At 66.6% G+C, this 16758-nt stretch carries 17 protein-coding genes, 1 tRNA gene and 1 pseudogene; 11 read left to right on the plus strand and 8 right to left on the minus strand.

The window, feature by feature from the left end:
• Positions 1–2: 2 nt before the first annotated feature.
• The 7 genes from TBIF_RS03935 to TBIF_RS03965 are packed head-to-tail and all read left to right on the plus strand — an operon-like array spanning position 3 to position 7271.
• The gene (locus TBIF_RS03935) at positions 3–1046 is read left to right on the plus strand and encodes an MCE family protein (RefSeq protein ID WP_024793562.1); all 1044 of its coding nucleotides are present in this window, start codon (positions 3–5) and stop codon (positions 1044–1046) included.
• On the plus strand, positions 1039–2214 hold the full coding sequence (locus TBIF_RS03940; RefSeq protein ID WP_158506310.1) for an MCE family protein: 1176 nt from the start codon (positions 1039–1041) through the stop codon (positions 2212–2214). The genes TBIF_RS03935 and TBIF_RS03940 overlap by 8 nt, the downstream gene beginning before the upstream one ends.
• Positions 2214–3536: an MCE family protein gene (locus tag TBIF_RS03945; RefSeq protein WP_024793564.1), complete on the plus strand. Its 1323-nt coding sequence runs from the start codon at positions 2214–2216 to the stop codon at positions 3534–3536. Before TBIF_RS03940 ends, TBIF_RS03945 begins: the two co-directional genes overlap by 1 nt.
• Positions 3537–4769 (plus strand): MCE family protein, encoded by a 1233-nt coding sequence (locus TBIF_RS03950; protein ID WP_024793565.1) that lies wholly within the window; start codon positions 3537–3539, stop codon positions 4767–4769. It begins immediately after the preceding gene.
• Positions 4766–6187: an MCE family protein gene (locus TBIF_RS03955; RefSeq protein WP_024793566.1), complete on the plus strand. Its 1422-nt coding sequence runs from the start codon at positions 4766–4768 to the stop codon at positions 6185–6187. Before TBIF_RS03950 ends, TBIF_RS03955 begins: the two co-directional genes overlap by 4 nt.
• A 53-nt stretch (positions 6188–6240) precedes the next feature.
• Positions 6241–6759 (plus strand): Rv1363c family protein, encoded by a 519-nt coding sequence (locus tag TBIF_RS03960; protein WP_024793567.1) that lies wholly within the window; start codon positions 6241–6243, stop codon positions 6757–6759.
• Positions 6760–6785: 26 nt separating this feature from the next.
• Positions 6786–7271, plus strand: coding sequence for an Rv1363c family protein (locus tag TBIF_RS03965; protein ID WP_148302147.1), 486 nt, complete (start codon positions 6786–6788; stop codon positions 7269–7271).
• A 1-nt stretch (position 7272) separates the two neighbouring features.
• Here the strand turns inward: TBIF_RS03965 and TBIF_RS03970 are convergent, their stop codons facing one another.
• From TBIF_RS03970 to TBIF_RS03985, 4 genes are all read right to left on the minus strand, one after another.
• The gene (locus tag TBIF_RS03970; protein WP_024793569.1) at positions 7273–8745 is read right to left on the minus strand and encodes an alpha,alpha-trehalose-phosphate synthase (UDP-forming); all 1473 of its coding nucleotides are present in this window, start codon (positions 8743–8745) and stop codon (positions 7273–7275) included.
• Positions 8746–8813: 68 nt separating this feature from the next.
• Positions 8814–9002, minus strand: coding sequence for a hypothetical protein (locus TBIF_RS03975; protein ID WP_024793570.1), 189 nt, complete (start codon positions 9000–9002; stop codon positions 8814–8816).
• Positions 9003–9074: 72 nt separating this feature from the next.
• Complete coding sequence (locus TBIF_RS03980; protein ID WP_024793571.1) at positions 9075–10604, minus strand: threonine/serine exporter family protein; 1530 nt, start codon at positions 10602–10604, stop codon at positions 9075–9077.
• 64 nt (positions 10605–10668) lie between these two features.
• A complete protein-coding gene (locus TBIF_RS03985) occupies positions 10669–11055 on the minus strand; it encodes a nuclear transport factor 2 family protein (RefSeq protein WP_024793572.1) in 387 nt (128 codons plus the stop codon).
• Positions 11056–11178: 123 nt separating this feature from the next.
• Here TBIF_RS03985 and TBIF_RS03990 point away from each other — a divergent pair.
• Positions 11179–11251, plus strand: a tRNA-Thr gene (locus TBIF_RS03990).
• A 162-nt stretch (positions 11252–11413) separates the two neighbouring features.
• Complete coding sequence (locus tag TBIF_RS03995) at positions 11414–12184, plus strand: siderophore-interacting protein (protein ID WP_024793573.1); 771 nt, start codon at positions 11414–11416, stop codon at positions 12182–12184.
• Between the two features lie 90 nt (positions 12185–12274).
• Here the strand turns inward: TBIF_RS03995 and bfr are convergent, their stop codons facing one another.
• The 4 genes from bfr to TBIF_RS04015 all read right to left on the minus strand — a co-directional run bounded on the left by bfr (position 12275) and on the right by TBIF_RS04015 (position 14450).
• Positions 12275–12745 (minus strand): bacterioferritin, encoded by a 471-nt coding sequence (gene bfr / locus TBIF_RS22810; protein ID WP_038169642.1) that lies wholly within the window; start codon positions 12743–12745, stop codon positions 12275–12277.
• 41 nt (positions 12746–12786) lie between these two features.
• Positions 12787–12984, minus strand: coding sequence for a (2Fe-2S)-binding protein (locus TBIF_RS04005; RefSeq protein ID WP_024793574.1), 198 nt, complete (start codon positions 12982–12984; stop codon positions 12787–12789).
• Positions 12985–13184: 200 nt separating this feature from the next.
• Complete coding sequence (locus tag TBIF_RS22815) at positions 13185–13976, minus strand: hypothetical protein (RefSeq protein ID WP_024793575.1); 792 nt, start codon at positions 13974–13976, stop codon at positions 13185–13187.
• 45 nt (positions 13977–14021) lie between these two features.
• Positions 14022–14450: an HIT family protein gene (locus TBIF_RS04015; RefSeq protein ID WP_024793576.1), complete on the minus strand. Its 429-nt coding sequence runs from the start codon at positions 14448–14450 to the stop codon at positions 14022–14024.
• An 89-nt stretch (positions 14451–14539) separates the two neighbouring features.
• Here TBIF_RS04015 and purD point away from each other — a divergent pair, with 89 nt between their 5' ends.
• Positions 14540–15799, plus strand: coding sequence for a phosphoribosylamine--glycine ligase (gene purD / locus TBIF_RS04020; protein ID WP_024793577.1), 1260 nt, complete (start codon positions 14540–14542; stop codon positions 15797–15799).
• An 18-nt stretch (positions 15800–15817) separates the two neighbouring features.
• Positions 15818–16687: pseudogene (locus TBIF_RS04025) on the plus strand (aminotransferase class I/II-fold pyridoxal phosphate-dependent enzyme); the annotation flags it as partial.
• Positions 16688–16758 lie beyond the last annotated feature (71 nt).

Genomic DNA, 16758 nt, shown 5'->3' on the forward strand with positions numbered 1-16758 from the left:
CGATGAGAAAGAGCTCGCTCAAGGCGACAACGCTCAAACTGGGCATCTTCACGGTCGCGATGTTGTTGATCTTCTCCGGCCTCGTCGTGGTGTTCAGCCAATATCGGACCGGGTCGACCCAGGACTACCACGCGGTCTTCACTGACGCGTCGGGCCTGAAGAAGGGTGACAAGGTACGGATCGCGGGCGTCGTGGTCGGCTCGGTGACCGGAATCGCCATCACCGACAACGAGCTCGCCACCGTGGATTTCAATGTCGATGACACCTTCCCGCTCCGAGAGAGCACGCACATGGCTGTGCACTTTCAGGACATGGTGGGCAATCGCTTCGTCGAGCTCAGCGAGGGCTCCGGGGACGGCAAGCAGTTACAGAAGGGCAGCACCATCCCCGTCACGCAGACGGAGCCGGCGCTGGATCTGGATGTGCTGCTTGGCGGCTTCAAGCCCCTTTTCCGGGGGCTGGACCCAGGCCAGGTCAATAAACTGGCGGCCTCGCTGCTCGATGTGTTCCAGGGGCAGGGCACGACACTGGTGAACCTGCTCAGCAGCACTAGCTCCTTCTCCAACACCCTGGCAGAGCGGGATCAGCTGATCGGCGAGGTCGTGGACAACCTCAATGCGGTGTTGGGGACGATGGACGCGAATAAGGCGGAATTCTCCACCATTATCGACAACGTCCAGCAGGTGGTGGGCACGCTCGCACAAAGCCGCGACGCCGTGGTCGGCGGAATCGACCACATCAACGAGGCGACCGGGACACTCGCCTCGCTGCTCACCGACGCCCGACCGGATCTGCAAACGGATATCGCAGAGCTGAACAGGCTGATGAGCATCCTCTCGACAGATGAGACCAAAGGGAAGCTGAACTGGGCGCTGGAGACGATGCCCCCGGCATTCCGTCAACTCGTGCGCGTGGGCGCGTACGGATCGTTCTTCAACTTCTATATTTGCGGGCTGAGCTTCAAGGTCGATGGGCCGGGCGGTAATCCGCTCATCATCCCGTTCAAGAACCAGACGACGGGAAGGTGTGCTCCGCTCGATGAGTAAATTATCGATGGACAAGTTTAGGGACCTGCCCCGCTTCCGGGAGATGAACCCCATCCCTATCGCGCTGATCGGCATCGGCTTGACGGTCCTGATGGTGCTGGTGGCGTTGAACTTCGACAAACTGCCATTCGTCAACTCCTCGAAGACGTATCAAGCGGAGGTCATGGATGCGGCAGGGCTGAAGTCAGGTGATGATGTCCGCGTTGCCGGCCTGAAGGTTGGGGCCGTGGGCGGAATCGAGCTCGAGGACGAGCATGTGCTGGTCACCTTCACGGTGGACAAGAAGATCCGCCTGGGGGACAAGACCGGTGCGGACATCAAGACTGAATCGCTGCTGGGCACGCGCGGGCTGCGGGTGCGGCCTGCCGGCGCCGGGGATATCGGCAAGAATGGGCGAATCCCGTTGGCGCACACCACCACCCCGTATGCGTTGACCGACGCGCTCGGCGAGCTGACGACGACGGTCGAGGAGATCGACACCGATGTCGTGACCGATGCGCTGAACTCGTTCTCCGAGAATCTGCAGGACACTCCCGAGGAACTGCGCGACGCGCTCAATGGCATCACCGGGTTGTCCAAGAGCATCAGTGAGCGTGACGAGAGCTTGCGTCAGTTGATGGCGCGGGCCAACGGTGTGACGGGAGTGCTCTCGGACCGAAGCGAACAGCTGAACGCCTTGGTGCTCGACGCGAACGCGCTGTTGAGCCAGCTCGACGAGCGCAAGCAGATGCTGAGCCAGCTCATCGTCAACATCGGTGCGGTCTCGACGCAGCTGACCGGGTTCGTCCAGGACAACGAGGCGGAGATGCAGCCGACGCTGGACAAGCTGAGCCAGGTGCTGGAAGTGATGATCGCCAACCGGGACAATATCTCGGAGTCCCTAGATGGCGTGAGCAAGTACATGTACGCGCTGGGCGAGTCGGTCTCGAGTGGCCCGTACTTCCAGGCGTATATCCAGAACTTCATCAACCTGGGGCCTGGCTTCAACACCACGGACCTGCTGACGCCGCTGTTCAACCACCTGGCACAGAACACCGCGGCGGCGGCGATTCCGGCGCCCGCGGATTCGGCCGCGGCGGATCCGGGACCCGGGGCTCAGTCGCCCTTGGATTTGGTGCCCGGAGCAGCGGATGCGCTTTCCGGTATTACTGACGGAGGGGGTCGATAATGGCGCGTGCCAAGCAACTTCGCATCGGTCTCGCGGCGCTGCTCGCCGTGCTCCTCGTGGTCGGGGTGTGGCAAGTGTGGCCCGGTGGAAGGCAGAACACCATCACGGCATACTTCACCAACGCCAGCGGGATCTATGCCGGCGACAAGGTGGCTGTGCTGGGCGTGACCGTCGGCTCGATCGACAAGATTGAGCCCGAGGGCACCACCACCAAGATCACGATGAGCGTGGACCGCGACGTGGCGATCCCCGAAGATGCGAGCGCCTTGATTGTGGCGCAGAGCCTGGTCACGTCACGGTTCATCCAACTGACCCCGGTGCACCGTGGTGACGGGCCCCAGTTGCAGAACGGCGACGTGATCCCGGTCGAACGCACGGCGGTGCCCGTCGAGTGGGACGAGATCAAGGTGGAGCTGAGCAAGCTGACCCAGGCACTCGGTCCGGAGGGGGATGATCCGGGCGCGCTCAACAAGTTCCTGAATGTGGCGGGGGACAACCTGGACGGCAACGGTCAGCGGATCCGCGACACCTTGCGGGAGCTGTCCGCGGCGATGAGCACGGTGTCCGACGGCCGAGTCGACCTGTTCTCCACCATTCGCAACCTGCAGACCTTCGTCAGCGCGTTGTCGTCGAGCAACCAGCAGATTGTCTCGGTGAGCGGCCATCTGGCCGCGGTCTCGGATGTGCTCGCCGCCAGCAACACCCAGCTGGACACCTCGCTCAAGAGCCTTGATGTCGCAGTCGGCGAGGTCCAACGATTCGTCACTGACAACCGAGTGGGAATCTCCGAGAACGTCGCGGACCTGTCGAAGGTGGTGGAGACGATCGCGGGCAAAAAGGAGCGATTGGCGGAGCTGCTGCATGTGGGTCCGACGTCCTTGGTGAACTTCTACAACATCTATCAGCCGGCCCAGGGCACTTTCACCGGCGGTATCGCGCTCGATAACACCGGCAACGTGGTGGACATGGTCTGCGGCGCGATGGGCGGTGCGGACGGTACTGGCCCGCTGGAGTCGGTGCAGAACTGCATTACGCTCCTGACCCCGATCTTTGCCGGGTTGGCGATGAACTACCCACCGGTGGGCACGAACCCGATCACCGGAGTCACCGCGATGCCGGACCAGGTCGTCTACACCGACCCAAGCCTGCACAACGTGCCGAAGCTGGAGACCCCGAGCCTGGCGCCCGGGAACACCTCCGCCGGCGATGCCGATATCCGGCAGGTGCCGACCGATGCGTCCGCACCTGCTGCCGCGGAGCCCGCCCCCAGCGGGTTGGGCCTCGGCGACCTATTGCTCCCCGGACTCGGAGGTGGGAATTAGATGGCCCCGAACGCAGGCAAGCGCACGGCGGCACGCAGCCGACGCACGCTCATCACCGCGGTTGCGGCATCTTCGGCCCTGTTGATCACCGGCTGCAGCTGGGACGGGCTGAACTCGTTGCCGCTGCCGGGTGCTATCGGCACCGGGAGCAGCTCCTATGAGCTCATCGTGCAGATCGGCAGCGTGGGAACCCTGACGCAGAACTCTCCGGTGATGATCGACGATGTCACGGTCGGCAGCATCCGGAAGTTGACGGTCAACCCAGACTGGACCGCCAAGGTGGTCATCGGCCTGGCAGAGGGCACCGAGGTGCCGCGCGGTACCCGTGCGATGGTGGGCCAGGTCAGCCTGCTGGGCTCGCAGTTCATGGGCCTGATCCCGCCGAAGGGCGTCGCCGCGGAGGACGCGCCGCTGTTGCAGGGCGGCGACACCATCTCGATGAGCGAGAGTTCCACCGCGCCCAGCACCGAGTCCACCTTGTCGACGCTCTCCGTGGTGCTCAACGGCGGCGGGTTGGCGCAGCTCAACGACATCACGACGGAGCTGAATGCCGTGTTCGACGGGAACCAGGAGAGCATTCACGACCTGCTGCCGCAGTTGGAGTCGTTGACCGCCACCCTTGATCGGCAGAAGGGCGACATCGTCCTCGCGATGGAGGGGGTCAACCGGCTCAGCTCCACGGTGCGCGATCAGGACGAGGTCCTTGTGGCAGCGCTGCAGGGGCTGGCCCCCGCCACGCAGGTGTTGGCGAATGAGAAGGACAACCTGGCCGGCGCCATCATGGCCCTGGGCAAGTTCAGCGGGGTGGCGGACGATGTCCTCACCCGCAGCTCAGACGATCTGCGCGCCAACCTGGCGTCGATGGGCCCGATCCTGTCCGCGGTGGCTGACACGGGGGATGCGCTGCCGGACACCTTGAGCCTGCTGTTCACGTTCCCGTTCCCGATGGAGACGTTGTTCAACGCTATGCGCGGCGACTACACGAACTTGTGGGATGAGGTCGATCTGACCGGAGCGCGGCTGAACAGTTCATTGTTCGTCGGCAGCAACCTCTACAACTCGATGGGCGGACCGGACGCGATCGTCGGTCAGCTCAGCGGCAACTCCAACACCAAGGGGGATCCCTTCAACCCGAAGATGCCGACCCCCGATCAGGTGGAGGACGAGTCGGCCGGCCAAATCCCCGAGCTGCAAGATCTGTTCGGACCGCTCGCAACAGGAGCAGACGAATGATCCTCACCCGTTTTGTCCGCATCCAGCTGGCGATCTTCCTGGTGCTGACAGTGGTCGGCGTCTCCGTGATGGCCATCAAGTACGTGCAGCTGCCGGCGATGTTCGGCATCGGGCGCAACGCGGTCACGGTCCACATGCCGTCTACCGGCGGGCTCTACAAGAATGCGAATGTCACCTATCTCGGAAGCACCGTTGGCACGGTGAAGTCGGTGGATCTGACCGCGAGCGGTGTGCAGGCGAAGGTGTCTATCGATAGCGGCGCGAATATCCCCGTGGACTCGAAGGTGTCCGTGCGCAGCGTGTCCGCGATTGGAGAGCAGTACCTCGAGTTCACCCCGCAGTCCAACGGTGGGCCTCTCATTGGCAACGGCTTCGAGGTCCCGGCGGATCGGGTGCAGATGCCCACCGATATCGGCCCGATCCTGGATGAGGCGAATCAGCTGCTAGAGGTGATCCCCAGAGAGCAGCTGACCACCATGATCGATGAGACGTTCCTGGCGTTCAATGATTCGGCGGGCGATCTGAAGGTGCTGATCGAGTCGGCGAAGGCCGTAATCGAGGAGGCGACCGGCAGTGTGGAGCCGACGAAGACCCTGATTGAGGAACTCGGACCGCTCCTGGACACGCAGGTGGTCAGCGGGGACGACATGCGGGCCTGGGTCAACAGCCTCGCGTCCTTCACCGGTCAGCTGGTGAAGAGCGATCCTGAGCTGCGCAGTGTGCTTGCCCAGGCGCCGGGCGCCACGTCGGTGGCGGACCAGCTGATGAAGGACATCAGCCCGACGTTGCCCCTCATGCTGGCGAACACGGTCAGCGTCGGCCAGGTGACCATGACCTACAACGACTCGATCCAGCAGTTGCTGGTGGTGTATCCGGCGCTGATGGGCGCTCTGCAGACGCTGGTGCAGAAGGCGGTTAAGGACAACAACAAGCTTCCGCTGGACTTCCACCTTGCGCTGAACGACCCACAAGGCTGCAGCATGGGCTACCTGAGCCCAGAGCAGCGGCGGCCGGCGAATGACGTCACGATCCCCGTCACGCCCGATGGCATCTATTGCCGGATTCCCCAGGACGCCCAGATGTCCGTCCGCGGCGCCCGGAACGCGCCGTGCCCGCTGACTCCGGGCAAGCGTGCGCCGACACCGGCGCTGTGCGAGGACTCGACGGGCTATGTGCCCCTCGGCGAGCCGACCCCGCCATTCGGGCCGGCCCAGCCGGACGTGCCGGGTGCGGAGATCACGCCGTATCAGGAGTTTGGGCAGGTGGGCACGGCGTCCTACGATCCCGGCACCGGCCAGTATGTCGCGCCGAATGGCGAGGTGTACGCGGACAGTAGTCTGGTCCCGAGTGGGGCCAATGGGGCTACCAGCGCCCCCGCCGATTCTTGGCAGGCCATGTTGTCCACACCATCGAACTAAGGCTTTAAGTGATATCTAAAGGTAATGAGCCAGGCGAGATAGCACCGGACGAGGTGGTCCCGGCGACACCGACGGCGAAAGCGAAACCAGCGCTGCTCGACCTGGCGCTGCCCATCATTGTGGGGGTCCTCGTCGTGGCGATGGTGATCGCCTGCGGGTTCTTGATCAAGAAGAAGGCCGACCTCTCGCACCAAGCGGACGTCCGCGGCTGCTTTCTGGCCGCGGCGGAGACCTCGGTCAACGACATCGTGAACGTGTCGGCTGCGAACATCGACGAGAAGATCGGGTCCATCCTCGATGGGTCCACCGGTGCCTACCGGGACCAGTTCGAAGGCGCCAGCGAGCAATTCGCGTCCATGGCGAGGGAGGTCGACGCGACATCGGAGGGCTCGATCGTGACCTCTGCGGTGGAGGACAACACAGACACCTCCGGGACGGTGCTGGTGGTTGCGATGTCGACGGTGACCAACACGAACACCCCGGAGCCCAAGGTGGCTTACTTTCGGATGCGCGTGACCGTGGACAAGGTTGATGGACAGTGCAAGACCTCCAACGTCGAGTACGTGATCTGATGGCCGACACAGTGGCAGGGGAGCGAATGTCGAGGTTGGCGAAGGGGCTCACAGCAGGGTTGTGCGTCGCAGTGTTGGTTGTCGGCGCCATCCTGGGGTGGCTGTTGTACTCGACGAGCTCCACGCAGGCCGCAGTGGAGGCGCGGGCGGAGGCGCCCGCTGCGGCGGCGGCACAGGTGCAGCTGATGTTCGCGTTCGACCATGGCTCGGTTCGCGATGAGATGGCGCGCGCGTTAGAGGGCACGACGGGGGATTTCCATCAGGAGTTCGAGGATGAGATCAACACAAACGTGATCCCCAATGCGGAGGCCCACGCCACAACGGTGACCGCGACAGTCATCGCGCAGGCCGCGGTGGAGTCCACAAAGGACGCTGCGACCGTGCTGGTGTACGTCAATCAGGTCGTCAATGCGGACACCGGGCCCAAGGCCACGTTCACGCCGAGCCGCCTCCTGGTGGACATGGCCAAGGCGGACGGGGTCTGGAAGGTGAGCGGGCTGGACGCGGTCTAACCTAGCTGGTGCCAGCCTCTGGCGGTGTGGCATCGCCTGGCGACGTCTCCCGTGGGGTGGGCCCACGCAGCGTGTCGAGGAACAAGCGGGCCCACCGGTTCACATCGTGGGTGAGCACCTGGCGGCGCATCGCGCGCATGCGGCGGTGCGTCTCCTCGCGGCTCTGGCCCATGGCCTCGACCAAGGTGTCCTTCATGCCGTCGAGGTCGTGCGGATTCACAAGATAGGCATTCTTGAGCTCGGCCGCCGCGCCCGCGAACTCGCTGAGGACCAGGGAGCCGCCCAGGGTGGTGTTGCAGGCGACGTACTCCTTGGCGACGAGGTTCATTCCGTCGCGTAGCGGGGTCACCAGCATGATGTCGGCGGCCACGAAAAACGCGACCAGCTCGTGGCGGTCGATGGCCCGGTGCATGTACTGCACGACGGGGCTGCCCACCTCGCTGTACTCGCCGTTGATGCGGCCGACCTGCTCCTCGATGGAGCGTCGCATGATGGCGTAGTTCTGCACGCGCTCGCGGCTGGGTGTGGCGAGCTGGAGCATCACGAAGGCCGCGGGGTCTAGGCGATTCTCCTCCAGCAGCTCGCGGATGGCGTGCAGCCGGATGTCGATGCCCTTGGTGTAGTCGAGCCGGTCGATGCCGAGCATCAGGCATTCCGGGTTGCCCAGCTGCGCTCTGATCTCGGCCGCCCGGGCCCGGACCGACTTCGAGCGTGCCAGCCTGTCCAGCTCGGCCGCGTTGATGGAGATGGGGAACGCGCCGACGTTGACGGTGCGCTCGCCATAGGTGATGGTGCCGTGCTTGGAGGCCGGGCGGATGCTGCCCCGGCTGGTCGGCAAGTTCAGCAGCTTCCGCGCCAAGATCATGAAGTTCTCTGCGCCGCCGGGCATTTGGAACCCGATCAGGTCCGCGCCCAGCATCCCCTCGATGACGGACTTGCGCCACGGCAGCTGCATGAACAGCTCCACCGGCGGGAACGGGATGTGGAGGAAGAACCCAATAGTCAGGTCGGGACGTAGCTCTCGGAGCATGCGGGGGACCAGTTGCAGTTGGTAGTCCTGCACCCAGACGGTGGCGCCGGTGGCCGCGGTGGCCGCGGTGGCCTCGGCGAAACGACGATTGACGTCGACGTAGCTGTTCCACCACGCCCGCTCGAAGACCGGCTTCACGATGAGGTCGTGGTACAGCGGCCACAGCGTCGCGTTGGAGAAGCCCTCGTAGTAGCGCTCGAAATCGTCGCTGTCGAGCGTCACCGGGTAGAGCTGGAGGCCGTTCTCGGTGATGGGGTCAAGCTTGGTGTCCGTCACTCCGGGCCACCCCACCCAGGCACCGGCGTTGGTGCGCAAGATCGGCTCCAGCGCGGTCACCAGTCCGCCCGGCGACTGCTTCCACCGGTGGGTGCCGTCGGGCAGTTGCTCGAGGTCGACGGGCAGCCGGTTAGCCACTACGACGAAATCCGATGTGCCTGACTGCATAGCGCGCGCCGCCCTCCGGGTTGATGACGCCTGATTATGACAGTAACGCCTCCAGTCTGGGGCGAGGCTTACTCGTCGGGCGTGGTGGGGCCGATTCCCAGCATCGAGAACAGCATCCGGCACTCGTCGGCATCTTCGGCGAAGGAGGCGACCACGCGCTGGGCCTGAATGATGGTGACCTCCTCGGGGGGCAGGATCTCCTCGCCCTCGAGCGGGTCTTCGTTGATTGCTTCGGTCTTGTTGCTGTTGGCTGTCATGGTGGTTCCTCCAAGTTTTCGGGTGAGCCCGGGGATGGGCCGCGCCGGGGGCTCGCGCAATTCGATACGACTCTAGGAGAGATTGCCCTGGTTTCGCCACCTAGGCCCTGGACGGCTCGGTCCGGGGGAGGCGGGGCGGTGGGCAAATTTACGGGGTTCGCGCTGCCGCGGCTGCGCAGGTCGGGGCGAAGGTGGCCGGATGCGACGGCGGACGATGGGCCGGCGCAGGCTCGCCGCGCGTTCCAGGATGCGTGGTCGGCGCAGCACGCGGGCGCACCATTCGCCCAGCACGACGCCGGCGGCGAGACCTGCGCCGACGCCCATCGCCGAGACGAGGTCGGTGAATCCGGTGGTGGTGTCCTCATTGAGGATCGAGTACAGGCCGCGGTAGATGGCCAGGCCCGGGAGCAGGGGGGTGATGCCGGCGATGCCGACGATCACCGGCGGGGTCAGGGCTCGGCGGGCCAGCAGGCCGCCGGCGAGGCCGATGATGGTGGCGGCCGCGGCGGCGCTGAGCACCTGGCCGACGCCGAAGTGGCCCGCCAGGATCAAGGCGCCGGTGCCGGCCGCGCCCGAGACGAAGGCGACGACCGTCGCGCGGACCTCCGCGTAGCAGGCCAGGGCGAAGCAGGCGGCGGTCAAGGCACCCGCCGCCATCTGGGCCGGCAGTTGGGTGAGGTTGCCGGAGAACTGGTCGGCGGTGATCGCGGGGAGGGCGAAGCCGACCGCGGCGGCGGTGCGCAATCCAATCGCGACGCCCGCGATGATGCCGCCCGTCATCATGAGGACCTCGAAGAACCGGCCGGCCGCGGTGACGGGAGCCCCTGTGATGGCATCCTGCACCGAGCCGACCAGGGATAACCCCGAGAGGAGCACGACGACACCCGAGGCGATCACCAGCGACGGCCGGATCTGCAGGTCCAGATGCTCGCGCATCGCATATAGCGCCGAGGCGGGCACGGTGGCGATGAAGCCGCCGATGACCTGCTGGAAGAACGCCGGCAGGCCGTGCCCATCGAGCCACCGGTTGGCCATCTGGATCATCAGCGTGGCGAGGAAGGAGGCGGCGATGATCGCCAGGCCGCCGCCGAGCAGCCAGGCCACCGACGCGGCCATTCCGGCCCACGCGCCCGTGGCGACCCACTGCGGGTACGGATGCCCGCTAGCGGTGATGTCGTGGAGGGTCTGGGCAGCTTGCTCCGGGGTCGCGGCGCCCCGGCGGATGCGGCGCACCAGTCGGTCGACGGCCGCCAGCCGGGTGAAGTCATGCGTCCGGTACTTGACGATCCGAATCGAGCCGGCGGGCGGCAGGGTGGGGCCGCGTCGGGCGCTGATCGCGATCGAGTTGTAGGTGATGTCGACGTCGCACTCGGTGAGGCCGTAGGCGGCGGCGACTTGCTCCACCTGGACCATGGTGTCGATCGCGCCGGTGCCCGAGGCCAGCAGCACCTCGCCGACCCAGCTGGCCAGGCGCAGGACCTCGGTGACGGCGATGTTGTCCGTCAGGTCGATCGGCTGCAGCGGGGAGGGTGGCGGGGCGACCGTGTCGACAGTCGCGCGTCGAACTGGGCGGTTGCGGATCGTGTCGACGAGTCTGCGCAGCGGGGAAGGCGGCACCGGAGCCTCGTGCGCTGTGGTGGCGACTATCTCGGGGAGCTGGGGGTCGTCAGTCTCGGACAAGGTCCCCGGACCCGAGCCCCGTCGCGGTGAGGGCCGTCTCGACGTCGGGGTGGATGAAGACCGACACGACCTGGTCGTTGTCCACCCGGAATGCGATCGCCAATGGGCGGCGGTCGGTGTCCGGGCCGCCGGCGAGCGAGCCTGCGGCCTCGCCGGACGTGACGACGACGGCGCCGCTGACATAGGCGTGCTCGAGGGAGACCGTCGTGTTGGACTCAGCGGCCCAATCCAACAGCGCGACGAGGCCCTGGCTGCCGCCCTCCGCGCTGGAGATCTCGATGCCGTCGCTGGACAGTTCGACCAGCGTGTCGGAGTCGCCGTCATTGAGGGCGTCCTGCCAGGCCAAGACCGTCGCGTACTCGGATGTGCTCATGAGTACCAACGTAGTGCTTGGACCGTGCGGGTACTAGTGAGACGCCGCAGTCCGACGTGCTGGGGCGGGGATTCGGCGTCAGCGCCGGCAGCGGTTACCATGTGGGTCGGTTTACGGGCCGGTGCTGGAGTGGCGCAATTGGTAGCGCACCCGACTTGTAATCGGGCGGTTGAGGGTTCAAGTCCCTTCTCCAGCTCAACGAAGATCCCAGGTGGGCACGGCGACCGCCTGGGATCTTTCATTTTCAGGAGGCATGGCGGGCTTGCCCGGTGTCGGCGCCTGGGACTCTCACCCGCACGACGGTCGCCGCACACGTATGGTGATATGTGGCAAGGCTTCCCTAATGAGAGGTGGATCCATGGCGAGGAAGATCACAATCCTGACGGTGCAGCGGACGGAGCGGGTGGCCCCCGGCATGGTGCGCGTGCATTTGGGCGGGACCGGCTTCGAGACGTTCGAGCCGAGCGTGTTCACGGACGCATACGTCAAACTGCACTTCGGCTCCGAGGCGGAGCCGGTGACGCGGACGTACACGGTGCGGTCAGTGGACCTCGAGCAACGCGAGATCGCCATCGACTTCGTCGTCCACGGCGACGAGGGCGTGGCCGGGGCCTGGGCGGAGTCCGTCGCGGCGGGCGAGACCGTCCGGCTGTCCGGGCCCGGGGGCGCGTATCGCCCGGACCCGACGGCGGACTGGCATCTGCTGGCCGGCGACGAGTCGGCGCTGCCCGCGATCGCGGCCGCGGTGGCGTCGATGTCCGCGGACGCCGTCGGGCAAGTGTTCGTGGAGGTGGCCGGGGCGCAGGCAGAGGTGCCCATCGTCGCGCCGGCGGGCGTCTCGGTGACGTGGGTCCATCGCGGCGCGGCGGCTGGCGAGGTCGCCGACGACGAGGCGGGCCGCCATGCGCCGCTGGTCGCCGCGGTCCGCGGGGCCCCATGGCTGGCCGGTGAGCCCCACGTGTTCATCCACGGCGAGGCCCAGGCGGTCATGCATGGCCTGCGGCCCTATATCCGCAAGGAGCGGGGAGTGCCAGCCGCGCGGGCGTCGATCTCCGGCTACTGGCGGCGGGGTCGCACCGAGGAGGGCTTCCGCACCTGGAAGCGTGACCTGGCGGCGGCCGAGTCCTAAGTAAACGCCCCTGGGCAAATGCCCTTGGTAAACAACACCGCCCCGTCCCGCGTTCATCTGCGGGACGGGGCGCTGCTAGCTGTTGAAGGCCTAAGCCTCGATCTGCTGCGCGAGGTAGAGCGCCTCGCCCAACTGGGCGATCAGGTCGAGCTGGGTGTCGAGGTAGTCCACATGGCCTTCCTCATCTTCGAGGATCGACTCGAAGATCCGGGCAGAGGTCACGTCGCCGACCGCACGCATGTGATCGATGCCGCGCCGCAGTCGATCGACGGCCGCGGCCTCGATCTGCTTGTCGGCCTCGAACATCTCGGTGACGGTCTGGCCGATGGCGATGACGCCGAGCCGCTGGTAGTTCGGCAGCCCGTCGAGGAAGAGGATCCGGTCCGTCAGGACCTCAGCGTGCTTCATCTCGTCGATCGACTCGGCGCGCGTGTACGCCGCGAGCTTGGACCAGCCGCGATCGGCTTGCATCTTGGAGTGCAGGAAGTACTGGTTGATCGCAGTCAGCTCAGCGGTGAGCTGCTCGTTGAGAAACTCGATGACCTTCTTATCGCCTACCATGCTGTCCTCCTCTGGGAACTGAGGATTCGCCAGCCGTAGGGTCAGCCAGCGATCCTCATGGCAAGTTTGCCATCGTCGATCACTGTAGTCTTCAGAATCGCCTGAATCTTCTTGACGCAGGCCCCGCAGTCTCCACCTGCGCCGCAGCTGCGGCCGATCTTGTTCACTGAGCTGTTCCCCGCGCGGATCTGGAACTGGATGTCCTCCACGGTGAAACCGTGACAGATGCACACATACATGAGGGGCCTCCACGGGGAACGGTCGAGCAGGTTAGGTTGCCCATACCTTACCTACGGTTCCAGGAAAGCCAAGTGTGATTTGGATCTCACCCAGTGTGGGGGGTGGAGGTCAGCGTGAATCCGCTTGGCCCGAAGGGGGATTCACGCACGACGGGGGTGGTCCGGCGGGGCTCGGCGCATGCCGCCCAGCGGTATCGGCGCTATTGGTTGTCGTGCTCGATCTGCGTGAAAACCTCGGAGCCGCGCATCGGGCGCTTGCCGCGCCCGCGGCCGCCGGGAATTCGGCCCACCAGGTCGGAGAGGGGCTCGACGACGCTGTTGAGCGTGACGACAGCCTCCTGGAGCTTCTCAATGGTGTCGCCAAGCCCGATCAGCTGGTCTAGCGTTCCGCCATCAGCGGTGAGTTTCTCGACGAAGCCGTCGTCGGCCAGCAGTCTGTCGGCCAGGCCGCCGTCGCCGAGGATACGGTCCATGACGCCGCCCTCGGCGGTGATCCGGTCAAGGGCGCCCTCCTCGGAGAGGATGCGGTCGAGTGCCCCGCCCTGGGCGGTGATGCGGTCCAGGGCCCCGTCGCTGGCCAGGAGTCGGTCGAGGGGGCCGCCCTCGGCAATCAGGATGTCCAGGCCGCCGCCCTCGCCGAGGAAGCGGTCGAGCGCGCTGCCGGACTCGGAGAGGCGGGCAGCGACGCCGTCCTCGGCGAGAATGCGGTCGAGAGCGCCGCCCTGCGCCATCGCCTTGCCGAGCGGACGGTCCTCCGCGGTCACCGCGGCCAAGCGCTGGAGCAGCGCGACCGGCCCGTTGGGGTCCGCGATGATCTTGTTGAGCTGCTCGGCGAGGCCACCGGGACCCACCAGCACTGCGATCTGGTCGACGTAGCCGCCCTTGCGTCGCAGGGGGCCGTCGGAGGCGACCAGTTGGCCCATCCCCAGAGTCGCCTGCGTGGCGGCGACGGTGAGGCGAACCGGCAGTGTGATGACGTCCATGAAACCCATGGGCTGAGGGTAGCGTGTCGGCGGCCACAGCCGCAGAGCTCGCCGCTAGCCGGTCGGGGTGAACTCCCCATGGCCCTGCGTGCGCAGCGCCGCCCGGATCTTGGCCGCCGCGTCGTCCATGTCCGCGGGCGCGGCGTTCGGGTTGGCGAGCGCCAGATCAAAGCCGGACATATCGGCCGCGGGGAACACGTGCAGGTGCACGTGGTCCACCTCGAAGCCGGCGATGAGCAGGCCTGCGCGGGGGGCGTCGAACGCGGAGACGACGGCCTTGCCGATGTGCTGCGCCACCTCGGAGCAGTGGGCGAACAGGGCGGGGTCGATGTCCTGCCAGTTGTCGACCTCCGCGCGGGGGACCACCAGCGTGTGGCCCATGGAGACGGGCGCGATGGTCAAGAACGCGACGACGGACTCGTCCTCCCAGACAAAGCGGCCGGGCAGATCGCCCGCGATAATCATGCTGAATACGGATGCCATGGGGTCGAGCATCGCGGAAAATCATGTTGAGCGCCAGACCGGGACCAGCGATGCCTGGATTGGCAGTGGTCCCCAGTAGGCTGTCCGACGTGCGCGTACTAGTTATTGGTTCCGGAGCCCGTGAACATGCCTTGCTGTTGGCACTGAGCAGTGACCCCTCAGTCACCGGCCTCGTGTGTGCCCCCGGCAACGCGGGGACTGCCGGCATTGCGGAAAACCGTCCCGTCGACGCGGCCTCCGGCCCGGCCGTGGTCGCCCTGGCCCGAGAGGTCGAGGCAGACCTGGTGGTCATCGGCCCCGAGGTGCCGCTGGTGCTCGGCGTCGCCGACGCCGTGCGCGAGGCCGGCATCGCCTGCTTCGGCCCCTCGGCCGACGCGGCCCGCATTGAGGGCTCGAAGGCCTTCGCGAAGGACGTCATGGCCGCCGCCGGCGTCCGCACAGCCCACGCGGAGATCGTTGACAACCCAGCCGAGCTCGACGCGGCGCTGGACCGCTTCGGCCCCACCTGGGTGGTCAAGGACGACGGCCTGGCCGCAGGCAAGGGCGTTGTGGTCACGGCCGACCGCGCGCAGGCCCGCGCGCATGCCGCCGACCTGCTCGAGAGCGGGCACCCGGTGCTGCTCGAGACCTTCCTGTCTGGCCCCGAGGTCTCCCTGTTCTGCCTGGTGAACGACAAGACCGTCGTGCCACTGCTGCCCGCCCAGGACCACAAGCGCGTCGGCGACGACGATGCCGGCCCCAACACCGGCGGCATGGGCGCCTATGCGCCGCTGCCGTGGCTGCCGCAGGAAATGGTGCAACGCATCGTCGACGAGGTCGTGATCCCCGTCGCCGCCGAGATGTCCGACCGCGGCTGCGCCTACTCCGGCCTGCTCTATGCGGGCCTGGCGATCGACGAGCAGGGCCCCGCCGTCATCGAGTTCAACTGCCGGTTCGGCGACCCCGAGACCCAGGCCGTCCTCGCGCTGCTGCAGACCCCGCTCGCAGGCCTGCTGCTGGCCACGGCCGACGGCACCCTCGACGCGTCGAGCGAGCTGTCCTGGTCGGACGGCGCGGCGGTCACCGTCGTGCTCGCCGCCGAGCACTACCCGGCGACGCCGAGACTGGGCGACGTCATCGCCGGCGCGGACGGCCCCGGCGTGCTGCACGCCGGCACCAAGCTCGACGACGACGGCAAGCTCGTCTCCGCGGGCGGGCGGGTGCTGAGCATCGTCGGCGTCGGCGCGGACCTTGAGGCGGCGCGCGAGCAGGCGTATGAGCGGCTCACGGCGATCTCGCTGCCGGGCGCGCACTATCGCACCGATATCGGGCGATTGGCCGCACAGGGTCGCATCAGCATCCCCGAATAGATGGCCCAGGAAGCGCACATGGTCGAGTCCCGAAGGTCCCAAATTGAGCCGTTCCACGTCATGGACGTGCTCAAGGCGGCGGCTGAGCGCCAGGCCTCGCACGGGGACCTGATCAGCCTCGCGGCCGGCCAGCCGTCGACGCCCGCGCCCGCGCCGGTGCTGGCGGCGGCGCGGCGGGCACTGGACGAGCACCTGCTGGGCTACACGGAGTCCCTCGGCATCCCGGAATTGCGGGAGGCCATCGCGAAGCACCACCGCGACGAGTCCGGCGTCGATGCCTCGGCGGACGACGTGATCGTGACGACCGGCTCGTCGGGTGGGTTCACGCTGCTCTTCCTGGCGGCCTTCGACGTCGGCGACACCGTGGTCATGGCGCGCCCCGGCTATCCCGGCTATCGCAACACCCTCGAGGCTTTGGGCTGCAAGGTCGTGGAGATCGACTGCGGCGCCCAGACGCGCTTCCAGCCGACCGTCGAGATGCTCGAGGCGCTCGACGAGCCGCCCGCCGGGCTCATCGTGGCGAGCCCAGCCAACCCCACCGGCACCATTATCGATCCGGCGGAGCTCGCGCGCTTGGCCCGCTGGTGCGAGGTGCACGGCACCCTGCTGATCTCCGACGAGATCTATCACGGCATCAACTTCGGCGACGCGACGCTATCCAGCGCATGGGAGACGTCCACGGAGTCCGTGGTGATGGGCTCGGTCTCGAAATTCTTCTGTATGACGGGCTGGCGGCTGGGCTGGATGCTGGTCCCGCCGAGCCTGCGCCGGGCGATCGACCGGCTCTCCGGCAACATGACGATCTGCCCGCCGGTGCTCTCGCAGCTGGCGGCGGTGGCGGCGTTCAGCCCGGAGTCGCGGGTCGAGTTGGACGGCCACGTGCGGCGCCAGGGTCACGTCAAAGTCGCGTTTCCGCTGGAGAGAACTAGTTTTATCGCGTCTTGAAGGCAGTGCTGATA

The organism is Tomitella biformata AHU 1821, from assembly GCF_000524475.1.
GTDB classification, from domain to species: domain Bacteria; phylum Actinomycetota; class Actinomycetes; order Mycobacteriales; family Mycobacteriaceae; genus Tomitella; species Tomitella biformata.